The sequence below is a fragment of the Haloplanus natans DSM 17983 genome, from assembly GCF_000427685.1.
Lineage (GTDB): Archaea > Halobacteriota > Halobacteria > Halobacteriales > Haloferacaceae > Haloplanus > Haloplanus natans.
On the sequence record NZ_KE386573.1, the window covers coordinates 1,052,604 to 1,070,669 of the forward strand.

Genomic DNA, 18,066 nt, shown 5'->3' on the forward strand with positions numbered 1-18,066 from the left:
ATTAGACCACCGGCCGCTCCGCACCCATCTCGCCCTCGTCGTCGTGGAGTTCGAGTCCCCGGAGGTCGCCCCACGCGTGCCCCACGATGTAGTACGCCGCGGTGATGGCGTAGAAGCTCACGAACGCCCCCACGACCGTCCCGAGCAGCGGAACGACGTTGAGGACGGCGGTGACCATCCCGGCGACGAGGATGACCGCAAAGCCCATCACCCACGCAGTCGCGTACGTCCCCGAGGTGAGGACGGGGCGGAGGTCGTCGACCGCGAAGCCCGCCCGGAACGAGTCCTGCTCGGCGTAGTTGGCCACGGCCGCGGGCACGATATACGCCGCCAGCAGGCCAAACGCGAGTGCGAGGAGACCACCGACGACCGTCACGGCGCCGACGACGAGTCCGGATCGAGGGCCCGGCCCCGCGACTGCGGCCGCGAGGCCAGCCGTCACGGCGACCAGAAGTACGGGCACGAGGCCGTACACGACGGCGATGGCGAACGCACGGATTCCGTCGCCGGCCAGGTCGCCCCAGTCGTCGAAACGCGGCGCGTCGTCGTCGCCGTGCATCGTTCCGCGCAGGACGCGGACCAGATAGCCCGCGACCAGTACCGTCGGCACCACGAGGAAGCCGAGGAGCGTCAGGAGTCCGCCGATTACGACCGTCTTGACCCACCCGTCGCTCTCGCGAAGGTAGGTGAGGGAGTCGGTGATCATGGTAGTGTGAGCCAACGGGCTGGTCCAAGTTGCTCGGACCTAGGACGACGGCTACGCTATTAAAGATATGCTGGCTGACACTCTCTCGTACGGGTCGTCGGCCGTCGGCGCCGGTGGGTTGCCGTACCGTCTAAGCGACCCGCCGGGACACGGTTACGACAGTCCCTATCAGTCGTCGACGATGTCGCTCCCGCCGGGCGGCAGGAACTCCTGAATTCTGTCCGGGCTGGCGATCTTCCGGACGAACGACTCGTCGACGAACCGCTCCTTGAAACGGCGATAACACAGCTTCGCGGCGTCGTTCTGGGCGTACTTCCCGGGTTCGAGGCGGAGGGTCGTCTCCGCCTCCGGTTCGATTGCCGACGGCGGCCCGCCGATCACGCGCGTCTCCGGGTCGCACTGGATCCCCACCGTCACGCTCGCGCTCACGTCGCGGAAGTAGGTGCGGTCGCCACGGATGACGAACCCTCCTTTCTCGATGTACTCGCCGCTCTCGGGCGTCTTCGACACCTGGTCCGGTTCGACCATGTACGCGTCGCCAGCGAACCGGCCGTCCTTCCAGACCGAGGAGTAGGCAACGGCGAACTGCGCGGCCTCTTCGAGGCTCGACTCGGGGAAATCCACCGCACGCGCCTTCTCGCTCGGCCCCGTCGCCTTCAGGAGCGTCACCGGTCCCCCGTGGGCCTGCGCGTGGAAGAAGCGGTCGTTGCCCTCCATGTACTTTTTGACCAGTGCCTCGTTTTCGTCGGCGTTCCGCCCGCCGACGACGAGGAAGCCGTCGCTCGTGTGGAACCAGCGGAACTCCTCGTACCAGTGTTCGGGTTGTTTGATCGGCACCGACGACATCGAGAGCCAGTCCCGGTCTTTCGGCTCCTCGTCTACCGGTTCCGCCTCGTCGCCGTCGTCGGCCTCCCACTCCTCGCGCCGCCGCTTCACCGCCTCGAGTTCCTCGCGCGTGTTTTCGATCGCCGCCAGTGCCCCCTCCTTTTTCTCCTCGACCCGCTTTGCCTCCGTGTACCGTTCGTCCGCGTTCTTTTCGACGCCCATCGAGGGGTCGACCGGCACCCGCGTCCCGTCGAGGTCGACCGTCACCGTCCCCTCCTTGGCGTTCAGGTCGACGACCGCCTCGGCGGCCGGAATGCCGCGTTCCGCGCCCTCGGCGAGCGTCTCCTCTATCTCGTCCCAGCCGCGACCCTCCTCGCGCGCGCCCCGGACCGTCGAGATGATGTCGTCGACGAGGTCGTAGTTGGCATAGAGCGCCTCGGCGCGCTCCCGTTCGGCCTGGGCGTCCTCGTCGAACCCTTCGATCGCCCCCTCTTGCTGCTCGATGATGCGTTCCTGTTTCGCGATTTCGGCCTCGAAATCCGGGCGTTCCCGCCCCGTCGACGTCTCCTCTTCGGGTTCGCGCTCGAGGCGGTAGAAGTAGTCGTCGACGGCGGTGTTGAAGGAGTCGTACACCTCCGCGTCCAGCCCCTCGCGCTCTTTCAGAGGGAACGGCGTCACGTCGACGACCCGGTCGTCGTCGAGATAGACGCGGGGGTCGATGTCACCCTCCCGGAGTCGCTCGGCCAGACGGTCGATGGCGTCGTAGAGGTCGTGGTACACGTCGTCGTCGGCGTCGGCGATGTCGAGGGCCTTCTCGACGCCCGCCCGGGAACAGAGTTCCTCGCCGTAGAGGCCGCCGAAGTTGAGCTGGGTGGCGAGCGTGCGCACCACGTCCGTATCGGACTCCTCCATCCGCCGGACGAAGGCGTCGTAGTCCATCGTCAGCGGGTGGATGCGGGACTCGGGAAAGCCGTACTGCGACCCCGGCGCGACCGTCCGCGATTTCAGGCGGACGGTCTCTAAACTCCGGATCACCTCTCCCGACTCGTCCAACACCGCGACGTTTCCCTGTCCGAACAGTTCGGCGACGATGCGGGTGTTCGCGTCCTCGCGTTCGAACTCGAAGACGAGGATGCGGTCGAACTCGTACTGCTCCACGCCGACGAAATCGGCGCCGCTCAGGCGGTTCCGGAGCATCATCGCGAAGTTCGGCGGGCGTCCCGGTGCGTCCGCGACGTGGTCCGGGTCGGCGACGTGGGCGCGTTTCACCTCGCCAACCTCGATCAGCAGTTCGACGCGGCCGCGGTCGAAATCCCGCATCCGAAACCGGAGGAGGTCGTCGTCGTAGAGGTAGGCCTTGTCGACTTTCGCGCCCTCGTACCGGTTGAGTTCGGTGCGGAGAGCGGCGAGGTCGACGCTCGTCAGTTCCCGCTTCGCGTCCATATTCGACTTTCTCGGCCCGGCCGAAAAGGCGTGTCGTTGTGGCCCTAGGGTATCGCTCCGCGCGTCAGTACGAAGACGTTCGCGGACACTCCTTTTGATGACGAGGAGCAACCATCGGCGGATGACCGATCGGGAGGCCGAACTTCGTCAACTGGTAGCCGAACTCCGGAAACACGAGGCCGTCGACGACGCGTTTCTCGCGAAGAGCTTCACCGACCGTCTCGTTATCGTCGACATCGGCGACGGCGAGGCGGTTCCGGCGGCGGTGAGGGATCGACTCGCGGACCACGACGTACGCGACGCCGACGAAACGTACGGGATCGGCGCCGGCGGGTCGTTCACCGGCGACGTGGGCGATGCCGCGCGACACCACTTCGTCGACCTCCGGACCCGCGGCTCGCACCAGTCCTACGTCGTGGACTGATCGTGTTCATTGCACCGGCGTGTTGCCGCCCCCGTTCGGCAACACACTGGTACTGAGTTCCAATACTCAGCACGAGGGGCGCGAGCGCGCCCCTCGTGGGCCGGCAGTGCGAACCGTTATGGTCGCCGAGTCGGTGTGGTCGGATATGGACCTCTCGGTAGTGGTACCGACCCTCGACGGCCGGGATCAACTCGCTGCGGGGCTAGACGCCCTGACGGCCCACGTCCCGGACGCCGAGGTGGTCGTCGTCAACGGTCCGTCGACCGATGGCACTACCGGGATGATTCGCGACCGAGACGACGTGGCCGTGCTGGTCGAGGTGTCGACCCGGACCGAGAACGTCGCTCGAAACGCCGGCCTCGAAGCCGTGACTGGCGACGTGGTCGCGATTCTCCGACACGACTTCGTGATCGAACCCTCGTGGTTCGATGGTCTCGAAGATGGCCTCGACGAGGCGCCGGTCGTCACCGGCCCGACCCACCGGACGCTCGACGGCGGCATGACGACCGAGGAGTCCGAAACCAAACGGATCGGCTCCCGCGAAGTGACCTACTTCAACGAGGGCAACGTCGCTTTCCGACGCCCCGTACTCGACGCCCTCGACGGGTTCGACGAGTATCTGGAGACCGGCGGCGACCAGGACGCCGCCCACCGCCTCGCCGGCCTCGACTACGCCGTGGCGTGGCGCCCCGCCATGTGCGTCCGGCAGGAGTACTCCGCCGACGGCGGCGTTACGACGGGCGACCGCGGCGCCGAGTTCCGGGCGCTCGCCTACCGCCTCGTGAAGAACTACGGCGTCCGACCCGCCGCGGCCACGGGGACGACCCGGCGAGCCCTGCGTGACGCCCTCGGCGCCGGCCGCGAGGTGCTCCGTGGCGACCTGCCACCCACCGAGTGGTTCGCGAGCGGACGGGCCGTCGTCACCGGCACCGCCCGCGGGGCCGTCGACGGCCTCGTCGCCCGCGCCAGGGATCGGTCGCCGGCGCGAAACCCCCACGGCGTCTCCGACCGCTCCGACCGCGCAGTCGCGCTGTACGACTGGCGCTGATGGTCGTGTTCCGTGCTAGCCCGACTCCGACAACGCATATATAGAACTGCAAGCGTCCCTTTCTGTGACCATGAGTACCCGTATGCAGCAACCGCTGTACATTCTCACCGAGGACACGCAGCGGACCCAGGGCCGATCGGCTCAGGAGTCCAACATTCGCGCGGGGAAAGCCGTCGCGAACGCCGTCCGAACCACGCTCGGGCCACGAGGCATGGACAAGATGCTCGTCGACGCCTCCGGAACCGTCGTCGTCACGAACGACGGCGCGACCATCCTCGGTGAGATGGACATCGAACACCCGGCGGCGAAGATGATCGTCGAAGCCGCCGAAACACAGGAGGAGGCCGTCGGCGACGGCACCACGACGGCGGCCGTCCTCGCGGGTGAACTCCTCGTACGCGCCGAGGACCTTCTCGACGCCGACCTCCACCCAACGGTCGTCGTCGAGGGGTACGACGAGGCCGCCGGCATCGCGTTGGCCGCCATCGACGAGGTGACGCTTCAGGAGGCGCTCGACGACGACTTGCTCGTCCGCGTCGCCGAGTCGAGCATGACCGGGAAGGGGACGGGCGACGTCTCCGCCGAGACGCTCGCGGACCGCGTCGTCGCGGCCGTCCGGCACGTCACCGACGGCGACATCGACCGCGAGAGCATTCACGTCACCACACACACGGGCGCGAGTTCGAGCGCGACTCGTCTGATCGAGGGGGTCGTCGTCGACAAGGAGCCCCTGTCCGACGCCATGCCCCGGTCGATCCCCGACGCGACCGTTGCGGTCGTGGACGTGAAACTCGACGTACGCAAGGGGGCGGTCGACACCGAGTACTCGATCACGAGCGTCGACCAGTTGGACGCCGCACTCGACGCCGAGGAGACGGAGCTCCGCGGTTACGCGTCGGCGCTCGCCGACGCCGGTGTCGACGTCCTCTTCTGTACGAAGAAGATCGACGACCGCGTCGCCAGCCACCTCACCCGCGCCGGCATCCTCGCGTTCGGCAACGTGTCGGGGAGCGACGCCACCGCCATCGCCCGCGCGGTCGGCGCGCGCCGACTCGGCACGGTGGTGGATATCGACCCCGACGACCTCGGCCACGCCGACGCGGTCGACATCGAGCGCTTCGGCGGCGACGACCTCGTCGTCGTCGAGGGTGGTGTGGCCGCGGCGGCCGTGACCCTCCTTCTCCGGGGCGGCACCGAACACGTCGTCGACGAACTCGAACGCGCGGTGACGGACGCCGTCGACGGCGTCGTCGCCGCGGTCGAATCCGGCGGGGTGGTCCCCGGCGCCGGCGCGACCGAAATCGCGGTCGCGAGCCGCGTCCGCGAGGCAGCCTCGCGGATCGCCGGCCGCAAACAGCTCGCGGTCGAGGCCTTCGCCGACGCGGTGGAGGCCATCCCGCGCACGCTCGCCGAGAACACCGGCATGGACCCCATCGACGCGCTGGTCGATCTGCGCACCCACCACGAACGCGAGGGGCGCGCGGGCATCATCGCCAGCGGGCGTAGCGGGGTCGTCGGCGACCCGGTCGAGCACGGTATCCTCGACCCCGCGGCGGTGAAACGCGAGGCGATCGGGTCCGCCGCCGAAGCCGCGACGATGATCCTCCGCATCGACGATGTGATCGCGGCGCGCTGATCGGGAGTTTCGGAAGTCGTCGTCGATTCTCGCCGGGACGATCCGACGGGAATCCACGGACAGGTACGGCGGCCCCTCCGTGAATCATTCAGTGCCGTCGATTTCCACCGCGTTGCCGGGCGAGAGACCGAACCACTCGTCGCCGCGGCCGTCGTTCACGTCGCACTCGACGTAGCCGTGGCTGCCGACGACGACCAGCGGGTTCCCGGGATCGACCGCCCCGAACGTCTCCCCGACGGGCACCTCCTCGCCGTTCACCCGCACCACGTCCCGCCCGCCGAGGAAGTCGCCGGGGACGTTCGTGATCACGTTCCCGAAGCCGTCGACGGCGACGACGAACCCCTCGGCGCCGTCGCCCTCGACCGTCGCTTCGGGGAGCTGACAGTCGACCGGCTCGGCGGGCGTCAGGCGGTCGAGGCTGTCGAGGGCGTCGACGCCCCCGCTCGTGACCATCTCGTGAATCTCCGCCGCCAGCGGCGCGAACACGTCGCGGCCGTGGAAGGTGGTCGAATCCGGGTCCCCGGGGTCGGCGTGGAACCAGTCCACGCCGGCGTCGGCGTCGGCCCCGATCCGTCGAGCCGCGGGGACGAGGAGGCCGTTGTCCGGGCCGACGAGGGTGTGATCGCCGGCGCGGGCGACGAGAACGGCGCGGTCGGTGCCGACGCCGGGGTCGACGACGGCGAGGTGGGTCGCCGGGGGGAAGGTGGGGAGGACTTCGCGGAGCCAGAACGCCGACGCGCGGATCGCCCCCCGCGGCAGGTCGTGGCTCACGTCGACGAGTCGGGCGTCGCTTCGCTGCAGGACGACGCCTTTCATCGCGGCCGGATACGGGGAGCCGAAGTCGGAGGCGAGCGTGATCATGGCCCGTTGGTGTCGGTTTCGCTCACCCGCTGAATGCGCCGGATGCCGCCGACTTCGTCGATTACCTCGACGACCGGATCGGGGACGAGATGTTGCCACTCGCCGCCCTCGATCATCCGGTCGCGAAGCTCCGACCCCTCCAGTACGTCGCGGTTGAACATGGGCGATTGGCGCACCTCGACGCCCGCCTCCTCGAACAGCTGGATGACGAGCGGGTTGTTGGAGTAGCCCACGTCGAAGGAAGGCGACATGCTCTGGACGTGACTCACCCAGACCGAGTTGCGGTCCAGATCCTCGATGGGGACGACGTACGTCGTACAGTCGAACTCCGCGACGGATTTGGTGACCATCATCACCCGCTCGCCCGCGGTGAACGGGTCACGCGTCGTGTGGGAGTGACCGGCACTGCCGATACCGAGAACGAGTTCGTCGACCTCGGAGACGATTTCGGCAACCATCCGGTGGTGGCCGTCGTGATACGGCTGGAACCGGCCGATGTAGAACCCCCGCATGATGTCGACGTACACGCCCGTGTTCATAAAATCGACGAGTTCCGGTGTCGTCCGAATTCGGGCGGAAGACGGGTTCAAAACGGCGGCTCTCGCCATCATAAACGATACTCAGGGGGAGAAAGTATATCAGTCGCTAACCCTTCAGTTCGACCAACGATACCGTTCTATGAACGACGACACGAACACGGACAAGCGCCCGGCCGACGGCGCGGAACGGGTCGACGACGACCCGGCCCGTGACGACGCTGGCGGGGCCGACGAATGGGAAGACGACGTCCCTGTCCCGTCCGGACCGGAACCCGGTGACCAACCGGGTGACGGCGCGGACGAGGGGTCCATCGAGGACCTCGGCAGCGACGTCCAGATCGACGCCGAAATCGACGAGGACGCGGAGGACGGCCTCCTCGGTGGGCTCCAGATCGAGTCGACCGCCGAGATTCAGGTCCCCGACCGTCTGGTCGATCAGGTGATCGGACAGGAACACGCCCGCGACGTCGTGATGAAGGCGGCCAAACAGCGCCGACACGTCATGATGATCGGCTCGCCCGGGACGGGCAAGTCGATGCTCGCGAAGGCGATGAGCGAACTCCTCCCCAAGGAGGAACTCCAAGACGTTCTCGTCTACCACAACCCCGACGACGGCAACGAACCGAAGGTTCGGACCGTGCCCTCGGGGAAGGGCGATCAGATCGTCGAGGCCCACAAGGAAGAGGCCCGCAAGCGCAACCAGATGCGCTCCTTTTTGATGTGGATCATCATCGCCATCGTGCTGGGCTACTCGCTGATCATCGCCGGGAACATCCTGCTCGGCATCCTCGCGGCCGGGATCATCTACCTCGCGTTCCGCTACGGCTCCCGTGGCTCCGACGCGATGATTCCGAACCTGATCGTGAACACCGCGGATCAGCAGACGGCGCCGTTCGAGGACGCCACGGGCGCCCACGCCGGCGCGCTGCTGGGCGACGTGCGCCACGACCCGTTCCAGTCCGGTGGCATGGAGACGCCCTCGCATGACCGCGTCGAACCGGGTGCCATCCACAAGGCCAACAAGGGCGTGCTGTTCATCGACGAGATCAACACGCTCGACGTGCGCTCCCAGCAGCACCTGATGACGGCGATTCAGGAGGGCGAGTTCGGCATCACCGGCCAGTCCGAGCGCTCCTCGGGCGCGATGGTCCAGACCGAACCCGTCCCCTGTGATTTCGTCATGATCGCCGCCGGGAACCTCGACGCCATGGAGAACATGCACCCCGCGCTCCGCTCGCGGATCAAGGGCTACGGCTACGAGGTGTACATGGACGACACCATCGAGGACACCCCGGAGATGCGCCGGAAGTACGCCCGGTTCATCGCCCAGGAAGTTGAAAAGGACGGCCGCCTGCCCCACTTCACCGACAAGGCCATCGAGGAGGTCATCCTCGAGGCCCGCCGACGCGCCGGCCGGAAAGGCCACCTGACCCTCGAACTCCGGAACCTCGGTGGTCTGGTCCGTGTCGCGGGCGACATCGCCCGCGCCGAAGACGCGGAGTACACCACCCGGGACCACATCCTGCAGGCGAAGGGCCGCTCCCGGAGTATCGAACAGCAGCTCGCGGACGACTACATCCAGCGCCGCAAGGACTACGAACTGCAGGTCAGCGAGGGGTACGTCGTCGGCCGCGTCAACGGACTCGCCGTGATGGGCGAGGACTCCGGTATCGTCCTCCCCGTGATGGCCGAGGTGACGCCCTCGCAGGGTCCCGGCGAGGTCATCGCCACGGGCCAACTGAAGGAGATGGCTCAGGAAGCGGTGTCGAACGTCTCCGCCATCATCAAGAAGTTCTCGGACGAGGACATCACCCAGAAGGACATCCACATCCAGTTCGTGCAGGCGGGCGAGGGCGGCGTCGACGGCGACTCCGCCTCCATCACCGTCGCCACGGCGGTCATCAGCGCGTTGGAGGGCGTCGGCGTCGATCAGTCGCTCGCGATGACCGGCTCGCTCTCGGTCCGGGGTGACGTGCTCCCCGTCGGCGGCGTCACGCACAAGATCGAGGCCGCCGCCAAGACCGGCTGTGATCGGGTCATCATCCCCGAGGCCAACATGCAGGACGTGATGATCGAGGACGAGTACGAGGACATGATCGAGATCATCCCCGTCAGCCACATCAGCGAGGTGCTGGACGTGGCCCTCGAAGGCGAACCCGAGAAGGACTCGCTGGTCGACCGGCTCAAGACGATCACCGGCTCGGCGCTCGACAAACAGAGCGTCAACCAGGGCCCGAGCAGCCCCAGTCCGCAGTAGGGATTCGCGCCCGTCGACTTCCTGTTTCGACTCCGATGGGAGTTCGCTAATGTCCGAGTGGACGGCCTTCGCCGGATTCGTCGGCGTCGTCCTCGTGGGGCTGTTGCTTCTCGCGCGTGCCTCGGCGACCGCACTTACACCGTCGGAACCACCGGTCCCGGAGACGCCGACGGCGACGGAGTATCCCGCCACGCTCGACGCCCGCGTCGTCGACGACGGTCGATCCAGTCCCCCGAACCTCTCGACGGCGACGCTCCTCCTCAACGTCGTCGTCTCGCAGGGGCTGTTCGCCTCGCTGCTCCTCGTGGGGATGTGGGTCGCGTCGATTCCGCCGGCATCGCTCGGACTCGGCGCCGACTCGCTCGCGTTGTACCCCCTCGCCGTCGGTGTCGGCCTCGGTGTTACGCTCCACGGCGCCAACACCGTCGGTTCGCGCCTGAGCGATCGGTTCGGCTTCGGCGACGCGACGGCGCTTCGGGAGGCGATGGCGCCCGACTCCGTCCCCGGGTGGGCGGCCCTGTTACTGGTCGTGCTCCCCCTCGTCGCCGGATTCGAGGAACTCCTCTTTCGGGGCGTGCTGATCGGCGCGTTCGCGACGGGCTTTGACCTCTCGCCGTGGCTCCTCGCTGCGTTCTCCTCCGTTGCCTTCGCCCTCGGGCACGGCGCGCAGGGCCGGGCCGGCGTCGTCGTCACCGGAACGTTGGGGTTCGTCCTCGCGGCGGCGTTCGTCCTCACGGGGAGTCTGGCCGCGGTGATCGTGGCCCACTATCTGGTGAATGCGCTGGAGTTCGTGGTCCACGAGCGCTAGCGTTCCAACTCGCGCAGCCGCTCGGCGACGGCCGGCGGCGTCGCGCCCGGCCCCGAGACGCGGTGGTCCGGGATGAAAAGCGCCACCGGGTTCGCTCGGAGCGCCCCACGCACGGTGTCTAGGTCGTCCGCGTCCTCGTCGTCGAGGCCGGCGAGGCGCGCCACGCGCGCCACGTCGACCGTCTCGCCGTACGGGACGTTCCGAACGGCTTCGAGCACGGTCCGTTGCTCGGTCGGGACGGTAAGCGCGACGGTCACGTCGTCGAAGTGGTCGTCGGCGCCGTCGAGGTAGTCGAAGATCCGATCCAAGAGCGGATGCTCGGGGTCGGCGTCTGCCGGCGCCGTCTCGGGAAAGGAGACGCTGATGACCCGGTCGCCGGCCACGCCGATCTGGACCGCCCGACCGAGGACCGGCGCGTCGCGTGCGTAGATGCCCTCCATGCGTGAGCAACGTGCCGGTCTCCACAAAAGTGGGACGCAAGGCTTATGTGCAAATCAGTCCGTTAGTGTACAATGATGGACGCTAATGGTGAAGAACTGGCGCCGACGGTGCGATCGATCCTGGCCGCCGCCCACGACCGGGCCGGCGGCGAGGAGCGCCTCTCGGTCGACGCCCGCTCGTTCCCGGCAGCCCTCGCGGCGGCCGAAGACGAGGGACGGGTGCCGGTGATCGCGGAAGTGAAACCGACCAGTCCGACGACCGAGGGACGACGCGACGACGACCCCGCCGACCTCGCGCGAGCGATGGTCGCGGGCGGGGCGACGGCGATTTCGGTGTTGACCGAACCGGAACATTTCGGCGGGTCGACCGACGCGCTCGAACGCGTCCGGTCGGCGGTCGACGTGCCCGTTCTGCGCAAGGACTTTATCGTCGAGGAGTCCCAACTCGACCTCGTGGCGTCGGATCTAACCTTGTTGATCGCGCGGTTCGTCGACGACCTGCCCGGTCTCCTCGCCGCAGCCGAGGAGCGGGGCTTCCAGCCGCTGGTCGAGGTCCACACGCGCGCTGAACTCGATCGGGCGCTCGACGCGGGGGCGGCCCTGATCGGCGTCAACAACCGTGATCTGGCCAAACTCGAAGTCGACCTCGACACCTTCGAGTCCATCGCGCCCCACGTCCCCGACGACGTGACGCTGATCGCGGAGAGCGGGATCGGATCTGTCGACGACGTGCGGCGGATGCGGTCGGCGGGTGCCGACGCCCTGCTGATCGGCAGCGCGATCATGGACGGCGAAGTGACCGACAACGTGCGACGATTTACCACAGCATGAGTTCTCACACAGGCAAGTTCGGCGAGTACGGCGGACAGTACGTTCCCGAGGCGTTGATGCCCGCCATCGAGGAACTGGACGACGCGTACGAACGGTACGTGCTGGAAAACGAGGACGGCTTCATGGACGACTTCCGGGAGCGCCTGGCCGACTTCGGCGGCCGACCGACGCCGCTCCAGAAGGCCCACCGCCTCTCGGACCGGTACGACCGCGACGTGTATCTCAAACGCGAGGACCTCCTTCACGGCGGTGCCCACAAACTGAACAACGCGCTCGGGCAGGTGCTCTTGGCGAAGTACATGGGCAAGGATCGCATTATCGCGGAGACGGGCGCCGGACAGCACGGCACCGCGACGGCCATGGCGTGTGCGCATCTCGGGATGCCCTGCGAGGTGTACATGGGGCGGCGGGACATCAACCGCCAGCGCCCCAACGTGTTCCGGATGCGGCTCAACGGCGCGGCGATCACCCCCGTGACCGTCGGCCGCGGCACGCTGAAAGAGGCCATCAGCGAGACGATGCGAGACTGGGCGACAAACGTCGAGGACACCCACTACGTCATCGGGAGCGTCGTCGGCCCCCACCCGTTCCCGTCGATGGTGCGTGACTTCCAGCGCGTCATCTCCGAGGAGGCCCGCGAGCAGATGATCGAGAAGGCCGGTCGCCTCCCCGACTCCGTGCTCACCTGTGCCGGCGGCGGCTCGAACACGATGGGCCTGTTCGCGGAGTTCGTCCCCGACGAGGACGTGGACCTCTACGCCGTCGAGGCCGGTGGCAGCAGTCTGGAGGTCGACGAGGCGGAAGGCGTCGCGCCCAACTCCGCGACGCTCTCGACCGGCACCGAGGGCGTCCTCCACGGCTCCCGGACGCGTGTCCTCCAGGACCGCGACGGGCAGATCATGGAGTCCCACAGCGTTTCCTCCGGGCTCGACTACGCCGGCGTCGGCCCCGAACTCGCCGACCTAGTCGACCGCGGGCGCGTCACGGCGGTCAACGTCGCCGACGACCCGGCGCTGGAGGGGTTCCACCGCCTCTCACAGCTAGAGGGGATCATCCCCGCGCTCGAATCTGCCCACGCCGTCGCCTACGTCGAGGAGAACCACGAGGATCTGGGCGAGGTCATCCTGCTCAACATCTCCGGGCGCGGCGACAAGGACCTCGAAACCGTCCTCGAGGAGACCCACGACCGCGACATCGAGAACGCACCGGAGATGGAAACCTTCGCCGAGACGGGGGGGTTCTGATGAGCCGAATCTCCGACGCCTTCGCCGACGGCCCCGCCTTCGTCCCCTACCTCGCCGCGGGCGACCCGAACTACGAGGCGTCGCTGTCGTACGTCGAGGCGCTCGAACGCGGCGGTGCGGACATCATCGAACTCGGCCTGCCCTTCTCCGAACCCATCGCCGAGGGGCCGACCATCCAGAGCGCAATCGTCCGCTCGCTCGAGGGCGGGATGACGCCACCCCGTTTTTTCGAGTTCGTCGCTGACCTCGACGTGGACGTGCCCCTGGTCTGTATGACCTACTACAACCTCATCTACCAGTTCGGCGAGGGCACGGAGCGGGGACCGGAGGCGTTCGTCCGCCGCGCGGCCGAGGTCGGCATCGAGGGGTTCGTCGTGCCCGACCTGCCCGCGGAGGAGGCCGCGCCCTTGCGCGAGGCGTGTGACGCCCACGACTGCGAACTCGTCTTCATCGTCGCGCCGACGACGAAAGGGGAGCGCCTGGAGCGGATCATGTCGCAGGTGTCGGGCTACGTCTACGTGCAGGCCCGACTGGGGACGACCGGCGCGCGGACCGACCTCTCGGATCGGACCGAGGAGAGCCTGGCACGCATCGCGGAGTGGGACGTACCCAAGGCCGTCGGCTTCGGTATCTCGTCGGGCGACCACGCCCAGCGGGTGATCGAAGCCGGCGCCGACGGCGTCATCGTCGGCTCCGCCTTGGTCGACATCATCGCCCAGGGCGTCGAGCGCGGCGATCCGCCCGTGACCGTGGCGAACCGCCTCGAATCGAAGGCGCGAGAACTGAAGCAAGGGGCGCTCCGCGGGGCGCCGCCGTCGAACGAACAGCCGCATCCGGAACGTACATAAGCGCCACTGGTACAGGGTAACACATGAATACGGGAACACGGGCGCGCCTCCGGCGCATCTCCACAGACGACCGCTACCTGATCGTCCCGATGGACCACGGTGTCACCATGGGGCCGGTGAAGGGGCTGGTGGATATCGAAGCCACCATCGACGCCATCACCGACGGCGGCGCCGACGCCGTCCTCACGCAGAAAGGGATCGCGCCACGCGTCCACGACTCGAAAAACGGGGCGGGCTACATCGTCCATCTCAACGGGTCGACGAACATCGGCCCGGACGAAGACGACAAGCGCCGGACGGGCACGGTCGAAGCCGCGCTTCGGGCCGGCGCCGACGCCGTCTCCTTCCACATCAACGTCGGCTCCGAGTACGAACCCGAACAGATGACCGACCTCGCCGAGGTGACCCAGCGCGCCGAGGAACTCGGCGTCCCGACCCTCGCGATGGCGTACGCCCGCGGTCCGGCCATCGCGGAGGACGACCCCGAAGCCCTCGGCCACGCCGTCCGCCTCGCGGAGGAACTCGGGGCGGACGTGGTAAAGACGGGGTACAGCGGCGACGGCGACAGCTTCGCCCCCGTCTGCGAGGCGACGCGCCTGCCCGTCGTCATCGCGGGTGGCAGTCGCGGCACCGACCGCCAGACCGTCCGAATGGTTCGTGGCGCGATGGACGGCGGCGCCGCCGGCGTCTCGATGGGGCGTTCCATCTTTCAGCACGACGACCCCGGCGCCATCACGCGTGCCATCTCGGCGGTCATCCACGACGACGCCGGCGTCGACGAGGCGCTTCGACGGAGCGGGCTGCTCGAAGCCTAACCGTACCGCTATCCGCCACGTTCAAGCCACGCCCTCCCGAGTTGCCGATAATGACACGGAGCGTGTGGCTGAAAGCCGACGGGACAGTCGGCGACTGGGAGTCGCGGAAAGAGCGCATCACGGCCGGTCTGGAAGCCGGCGTCGACTGGGTGCTGGTCGACGAAGCCGACGTAGCACAGGTGCGTGAACTCGGTGACGTGAAGGTGGCGGCGTTCCGGACCGACGCGGACCTGGTCGAGGACGCCGAGCCGGACCGGCCCGAAGCGGACGCGTACGTCGTCGGCAAGAACGGCGAGGGGGACGGGACGGTCGATCTTCCCCCCGATTTCTCCGGGTCGGCCGACCTCTCGACGCTCCGCCGCGACGACGACCGGGCACAGGGCGCCTACGTCCGCATCTTCGACGAGGAGTACGAGGCCTTCGCCGAAGAAGCGGCGACCGAAGCCGAGTACACCATCGTCGTCGGCGAGGACTGGACGATCATCCCCCTGGAAAACCTCATCGCCCGCATCGGCGACGAGACGGATTTGATCGCCGGCGTCACGACGGCCGAGGAGGCGGGAACGGCCTTCGAGACGCTGGAGATCGGGTCCGACGGCGTCTTGCTGGACTCCGGCGACCCCGACGAGATTCGCCGCACCTGCGAGGTTCGGGACGCCGCCGAGCGCGAACATCTCGATCTACAGTATGCCGAAGTGACGACGGTCGAGCGGACGGGCATGGCCGACCGGGTCTGTGTCGACACCGGGTCGCTCATGGAGGGCAACGAGGGGATGCTCGTCGGATCGATGTCCCGCGGGCTCTTTTTCGTCCACGCCGAGACGGCCGAATCCCCGTACGTCGCCTCCCGCCCCTTCCGGGTGAACGCGGGCGCCGTCCACGCCTACGTTCGCTCGCCCGGCGGCGGCACGCAGTATCTCGCCGAACTCGGGAGCGGCGACGAGGTACAGATCGTCGATACGGATGGCAACACCCGCGAAACCGTGGTCGGCCGCGTCAAAATCGAGAAACGCCCCATGTTCCGCGTGCAGGCCGAAGTCGAGACCGAGGAGGGCGTCGACCGCATCGAGACGCTCCTCCAGAACGCCGAGACGATCAAGGTCCACACCCGCGAGGGACGGACGGCCGTCACCGACCTCGAAGCCGGCGACGAGATGCTCGTCTACTACGAGGACGTGGCCCGACACTTCGGCGAAGCCGTCGAGGAGAGCATCATCGAAAAGTGAAACGCGTCCCCGTCCCGACGGCGACGACCGCCGGCGGGGAGACGAACGCCTATCTCGTCGACGAGCCGGCGGGCTCGCTTCCCGTCGACGAGCCGGCAGGCTCGCTGCTCGTCGACCCAGGTGCCCGCACCGACGCCCTCGACGCCGCCGTCGCCGCGCGCGACGTGACCGGCATCGCCGTCACGCACACACACCCCGACCACGTCGGCGGCGTCGCCGCCTACGCCGCCGAGACGGGCGCGACGGTGTGGGCACGTCGCGGGCGCGAGGCGCGATTCGAGGCCGCGACCGGCGTCGTCCCGGATCGTACGTTCGCCGACGGGGAGCGAGTCGGCGGCCTGACGGTTCTCGACACGCCCGGCCACGCCCCGGATCACGTCGCCCTCGGGACGGGAGACGGCGTCCTCGTCGGTGACCTCGCTCGCGCGTCGGGGAGCGTCGCCGTCGTGGCCCCGGAGGGCGACATGCGCGCGTATCTGGTCGCGCTCCGTCGCCTCCTCGCCCGCGACGCCACGCGCCTGTATCCGGGACACGGCCCGGTGATCGACGACCCCGACGCGACGATTCGTCGCCTCTATCACCACCGTCTGGATCGGGAGCGACGGATCGAGAGGGCGGTCCGATCGGGCGCCGACTCGGTGGATGCCGTCCTCGATGCGGCGTACGACCGTGACCTCTCGGGCGTCCGTGACCTCGCGGCGGCGACGGTACGCGCCCACCTCGACAAACTCGCCGTCGAGCGGCGGGTGCGCTTCGACGCCGCGACGGGACGGGTCGGGCCGCGATAGTCGGGGCGACGGCCTTTTGAACGTCCTCCGCCCACGCCCGGTATGGAGTCGCTCGAAGCCGAACTCGCTCGCGCACGGGACTTGGACGTGAGCGACCTCGCCGACGCCATCGAGTCCATCGGCTTCGAGTGTACGCGGTGTGGGGCGTGTTGTAAGGCGAACGAGGACTCGGAGGGCCCTCGGGGAGACGGCGAGGCCGTCGGGGGAGACCCGCATACGGCGACGGTGTTCCCCGACGAGGTGCGCGAGTTGCAGGCCACCGGCGACTACGACTGGCGAGACGTGGCGCGGCCGATGCCCTACGGCCTCTCCGAGGGCCCGGACGGGCCGGAGGGTGAGACGTTCGAGTGGGCGCTGCAAACCGACGCCTGCGGCGACTGTACGTTCTACGAGGAGAGCGAGGGCGACGGTCGGTGCACCGTCCACGACGACCGGCCGCTGATCTGTGCAACCTACCCCTTCAGCGTCGCTCTCGGCGGGACGAGCCAGCCGATGGGCGAGGCGGTCGACGAGGCGGGGATGGTCCGTGCCCACGAATGCGAGGGGCTCGGGCGCGACATTTCACGCGCGGACGCCGAGGATCTGGCGCGGGCGCTCAAAGAACGGGCGATCCGCGAACTGGCGGAGGCCATCGGCGTCCGCGACAACTACGAGCCGGTCGAGACGGGGTCGGACGAGGTAGTGGTGTACGACTCGGAGGGGGCGAAAACGCCCGACGGCGCCTCTCGCTGAGACGGACGGTCGTGGCGACCCGCCGGAACTGACGGACGATTCCCCGTCCCACCGTTTCCGGCGTCCAACGAGGCGTACGACGGCGATACACATTTAACGGTCCCGACACAGGTTGACATGGAGGTTTACACTGTGGAGATCTCAGATAACCTGTTGTGTCTGTTCAGCGCGAGTGTGCGGTCGGAGGACGGATCGTACGTGATCGAGGTACCCCAGCGCGAAATCGAGACGGGGTCGGTCGACCCCGACGAAACCTACCGGGTGGCGCTTATCTCTCGGGACCGGGCCGAATCGGAGGCGGTCTCCGAATCCGACTCCCCCACCTCGGAGCCACAGCCACCCGTCGAGATCGGCGAGATCCGGTACGTCGAAATCGAGGATATCGGCAAGCAGGGCGACGGCATCGCCCGCGTCGAACGCGGCTACGTCATCATCGTGCCCGGCGCCGAAATCGGCGAACGCGTCAAAATCGAGGTCAGCGAGGTCAAATCCAACTTCGCCGTCGGCGAAATCATCGACGAGGACTTCTAACGCCGATCCTCGATCCGGGTCGACTATACCAGCGGGTGTTCGAACCCCCGCGGTGCATCGTCGT

The 18,066-nt window shown here is 68.1% G+C and carries 18 protein-coding genes; 13 read left to right on the forward strand and 5 right to left on the reverse strand.

Features of this window, described 5'->3' with window-relative positions:
* Position 1: 1 nt before the first annotated feature.
* Positions 2–706, reverse strand: a complete 705-nt coding sequence (locus HALNA_RS07610) for a DUF4013 domain-containing protein (RefSeq protein WP_049935791.1) — start codon at positions 704–706, stop codon at positions 2–4.
* Positions 707–874: 168 nt separating this feature from the next.
* Positions 875–2,974 (reverse strand): ribosome rescue protein RqcH, encoded by a 2,100-nt coding sequence (gene rqcH, locus HALNA_RS07615; RefSeq protein ID WP_049935792.1) that lies wholly within the window; start codon positions 2,972–2,974, stop codon positions 875–877.
* Positions 2,975–3,095: 121 nt separating this feature from the next.
* Between rqcH and HALNA_RS07620 the strand changes: the two genes are divergently transcribed.
* The 3 genes from HALNA_RS07620 (at position 3,096) to thsA (ending at position 6,082) form a co-directional block, all read left to right on the forward strand.
* On the forward strand, positions 3,096–3,398 hold the full coding sequence (locus tag HALNA_RS07620; protein ID WP_049935793.1) for a hypothetical protein: 303 nt from the start codon (positions 3,096–3,098) through the stop codon (positions 3,396–3,398).
* Between the two features lie 145 nt (positions 3,399–3,543).
* Positions 3,544–4,446 (forward strand): glycosyltransferase family 2 protein, encoded by a 903-nt coding sequence (locus HALNA_RS07625; RefSeq protein WP_049935794.1) that lies wholly within the window; start codon positions 3,544–3,546, stop codon positions 4,444–4,446.
* A gap of 82 nt (positions 4,447–4,528) precedes the next feature.
* On the forward strand, positions 4,529–6,082 hold the full coding sequence (gene thsA, locus HALNA_RS07630; RefSeq protein WP_049938006.1) for a thermosome subunit alpha: 1,554 nt from the start codon (positions 4,529–4,531) through the stop codon (positions 6,080–6,082).
* 84 nt (positions 6,083–6,166) lie between these two features.
* On the opposite strand, the gene HALNA_RS07635 is transcribed toward thsA, so the two are convergent.
* Positions 6,167–6,943 carry an SAM hydrolase/SAM-dependent halogenase family protein gene (locus HALNA_RS07635; protein WP_049935795.1) on the reverse strand — a complete coding sequence of 259 codons (777 nt, stop codon included), beginning with the start codon at positions 6,941–6,943 and terminating at the stop codon, positions 6,167–6,169.
* Positions 6,940–7,455, reverse strand: coding sequence for a nicotinamide-nucleotide adenylyltransferase (locus HALNA_RS07640; protein WP_049938007.1), 516 nt, complete (start codon positions 7,453–7,455; stop codon positions 6,940–6,942). The genes HALNA_RS07635 and HALNA_RS07640 overlap by 4 nt, the downstream gene beginning before the upstream one ends.
* Before the next feature lie 166 nt (positions 7,456–7,621).
* On the opposite strand from HALNA_RS07640, the gene lonB reads away from it, so the two are divergent.
* Together lonB and HALNA_RS07650 are read left to right on the forward strand one after the other, a co-directional pair.
* On the forward strand, positions 7,622–9,739 hold the full coding sequence (gene lonB / locus HALNA_RS07645) for an ATP-dependent protease LonB (RefSeq protein WP_049935796.1): 2,118 nt from the start codon (positions 7,622–7,624) through the stop codon (positions 9,737–9,739).
* A gap of 49 nt (positions 9,740–9,788) precedes the next feature.
* Positions 9,789–10,547 carry a CPBP family intramembrane glutamic endopeptidase gene (locus HALNA_RS07650; protein WP_049935797.1) on the forward strand — a complete coding sequence of 253 codons (759 nt, stop codon included), beginning with the start codon at positions 9,789–9,791 and terminating at the stop codon, positions 10,545–10,547.
* Here HALNA_RS07650 and HALNA_RS07655 read toward each other — a convergent pair.
* On the reverse strand, positions 10,544–10,987 hold the full coding sequence (locus tag HALNA_RS07655; RefSeq protein WP_049935798.1) for an MGMT family protein: 444 nt from the start codon (positions 10,985–10,987) through the stop codon (positions 10,544–10,546). The two genes, HALNA_RS07650 and HALNA_RS07655, sit on opposite strands and share 4 nt — an antisense overlap.
* Before the next feature lie 75 nt (positions 10,988–11,062).
* Here HALNA_RS07655 and trpC point away from each other — a divergent pair, with 75 nt between their 5' ends.
* The 8 genes from trpC to HALNA_RS07695 all read left to right on the forward strand — a co-directional run bounded on the left by trpC (position 11,063) and on the right by HALNA_RS07695 (position 18,002).
* Complete coding sequence (gene trpC / locus HALNA_RS07660) at positions 11,063–11,818, forward strand: indole-3-glycerol phosphate synthase (RefSeq protein WP_049935799.1); 756 nt, start codon at positions 11,063–11,065, stop codon at positions 11,816–11,818.
* Complete coding sequence (gene trpB, locus HALNA_RS07665; RefSeq protein ID WP_049935801.1) at positions 11,815–13,062, forward strand: tryptophan synthase subunit beta; 1,248 nt, start codon at positions 11,815–11,817, stop codon at positions 13,060–13,062. Before trpC ends, trpB begins: the two co-directional genes overlap by 4 nt.
* On the forward strand, positions 13,062–13,910 hold the full coding sequence (trpA, locus tag HALNA_RS07670) for a tryptophan synthase subunit alpha (RefSeq protein ID WP_049935802.1): 849 nt from the start codon (positions 13,062–13,064) through the stop codon (positions 13,908–13,910). The genes trpB and trpA overlap by 1 nt, the downstream gene beginning before the upstream one ends.
* Positions 13,911–13,933: 23 nt before the next feature.
* Positions 13,934–14,725 carry a 2-amino-3,7-dideoxy-D-threo-hept-6-ulosonate synthase gene (locus HALNA_RS07675; protein WP_049935803.1) on the forward strand — a complete coding sequence of 264 codons (792 nt, stop codon included), beginning with the start codon at positions 13,934–13,936 and terminating at the stop codon, positions 14,723–14,725.
* Between the two features lie 50 nt (positions 14,726–14,775).
* Positions 14,776–15,951 carry a 3-dehydroquinate synthase II gene (locus HALNA_RS07680; RefSeq protein WP_049935804.1) on the forward strand — a complete coding sequence of 392 codons (1,176 nt, stop codon included), beginning with the start codon at positions 14,776–14,778 and terminating at the stop codon, positions 15,949–15,951.
* Entirely contained in the window at positions 15,948–16,739 is a 792-nt protein-coding gene (locus HALNA_RS07685; protein WP_049935805.1) for an MBL fold metallo-hydrolase, read from the forward strand. Before HALNA_RS07680 ends, HALNA_RS07685 begins: the two co-directional genes overlap by 4 nt.
* A gap of 42 nt (positions 16,740–16,781) precedes the next feature.
* Positions 16,782–17,471 (forward strand): YkgJ family cysteine cluster protein, encoded by a 690-nt coding sequence (locus HALNA_RS07690; protein WP_049935806.1) that lies wholly within the window; start codon positions 16,782–16,784, stop codon positions 17,469–17,471.
* A gap of 132 nt (positions 17,472–17,603) precedes the next feature.
* Positions 17,604–18,002, forward strand: a complete 399-nt coding sequence (locus tag HALNA_RS07695; RefSeq protein WP_049938008.1) for a TRAM domain-containing protein — start codon at positions 17,604–17,606, stop codon at positions 18,000–18,002.
* Positions 18,003–18,066: the final 64 nt, after the last annotated feature.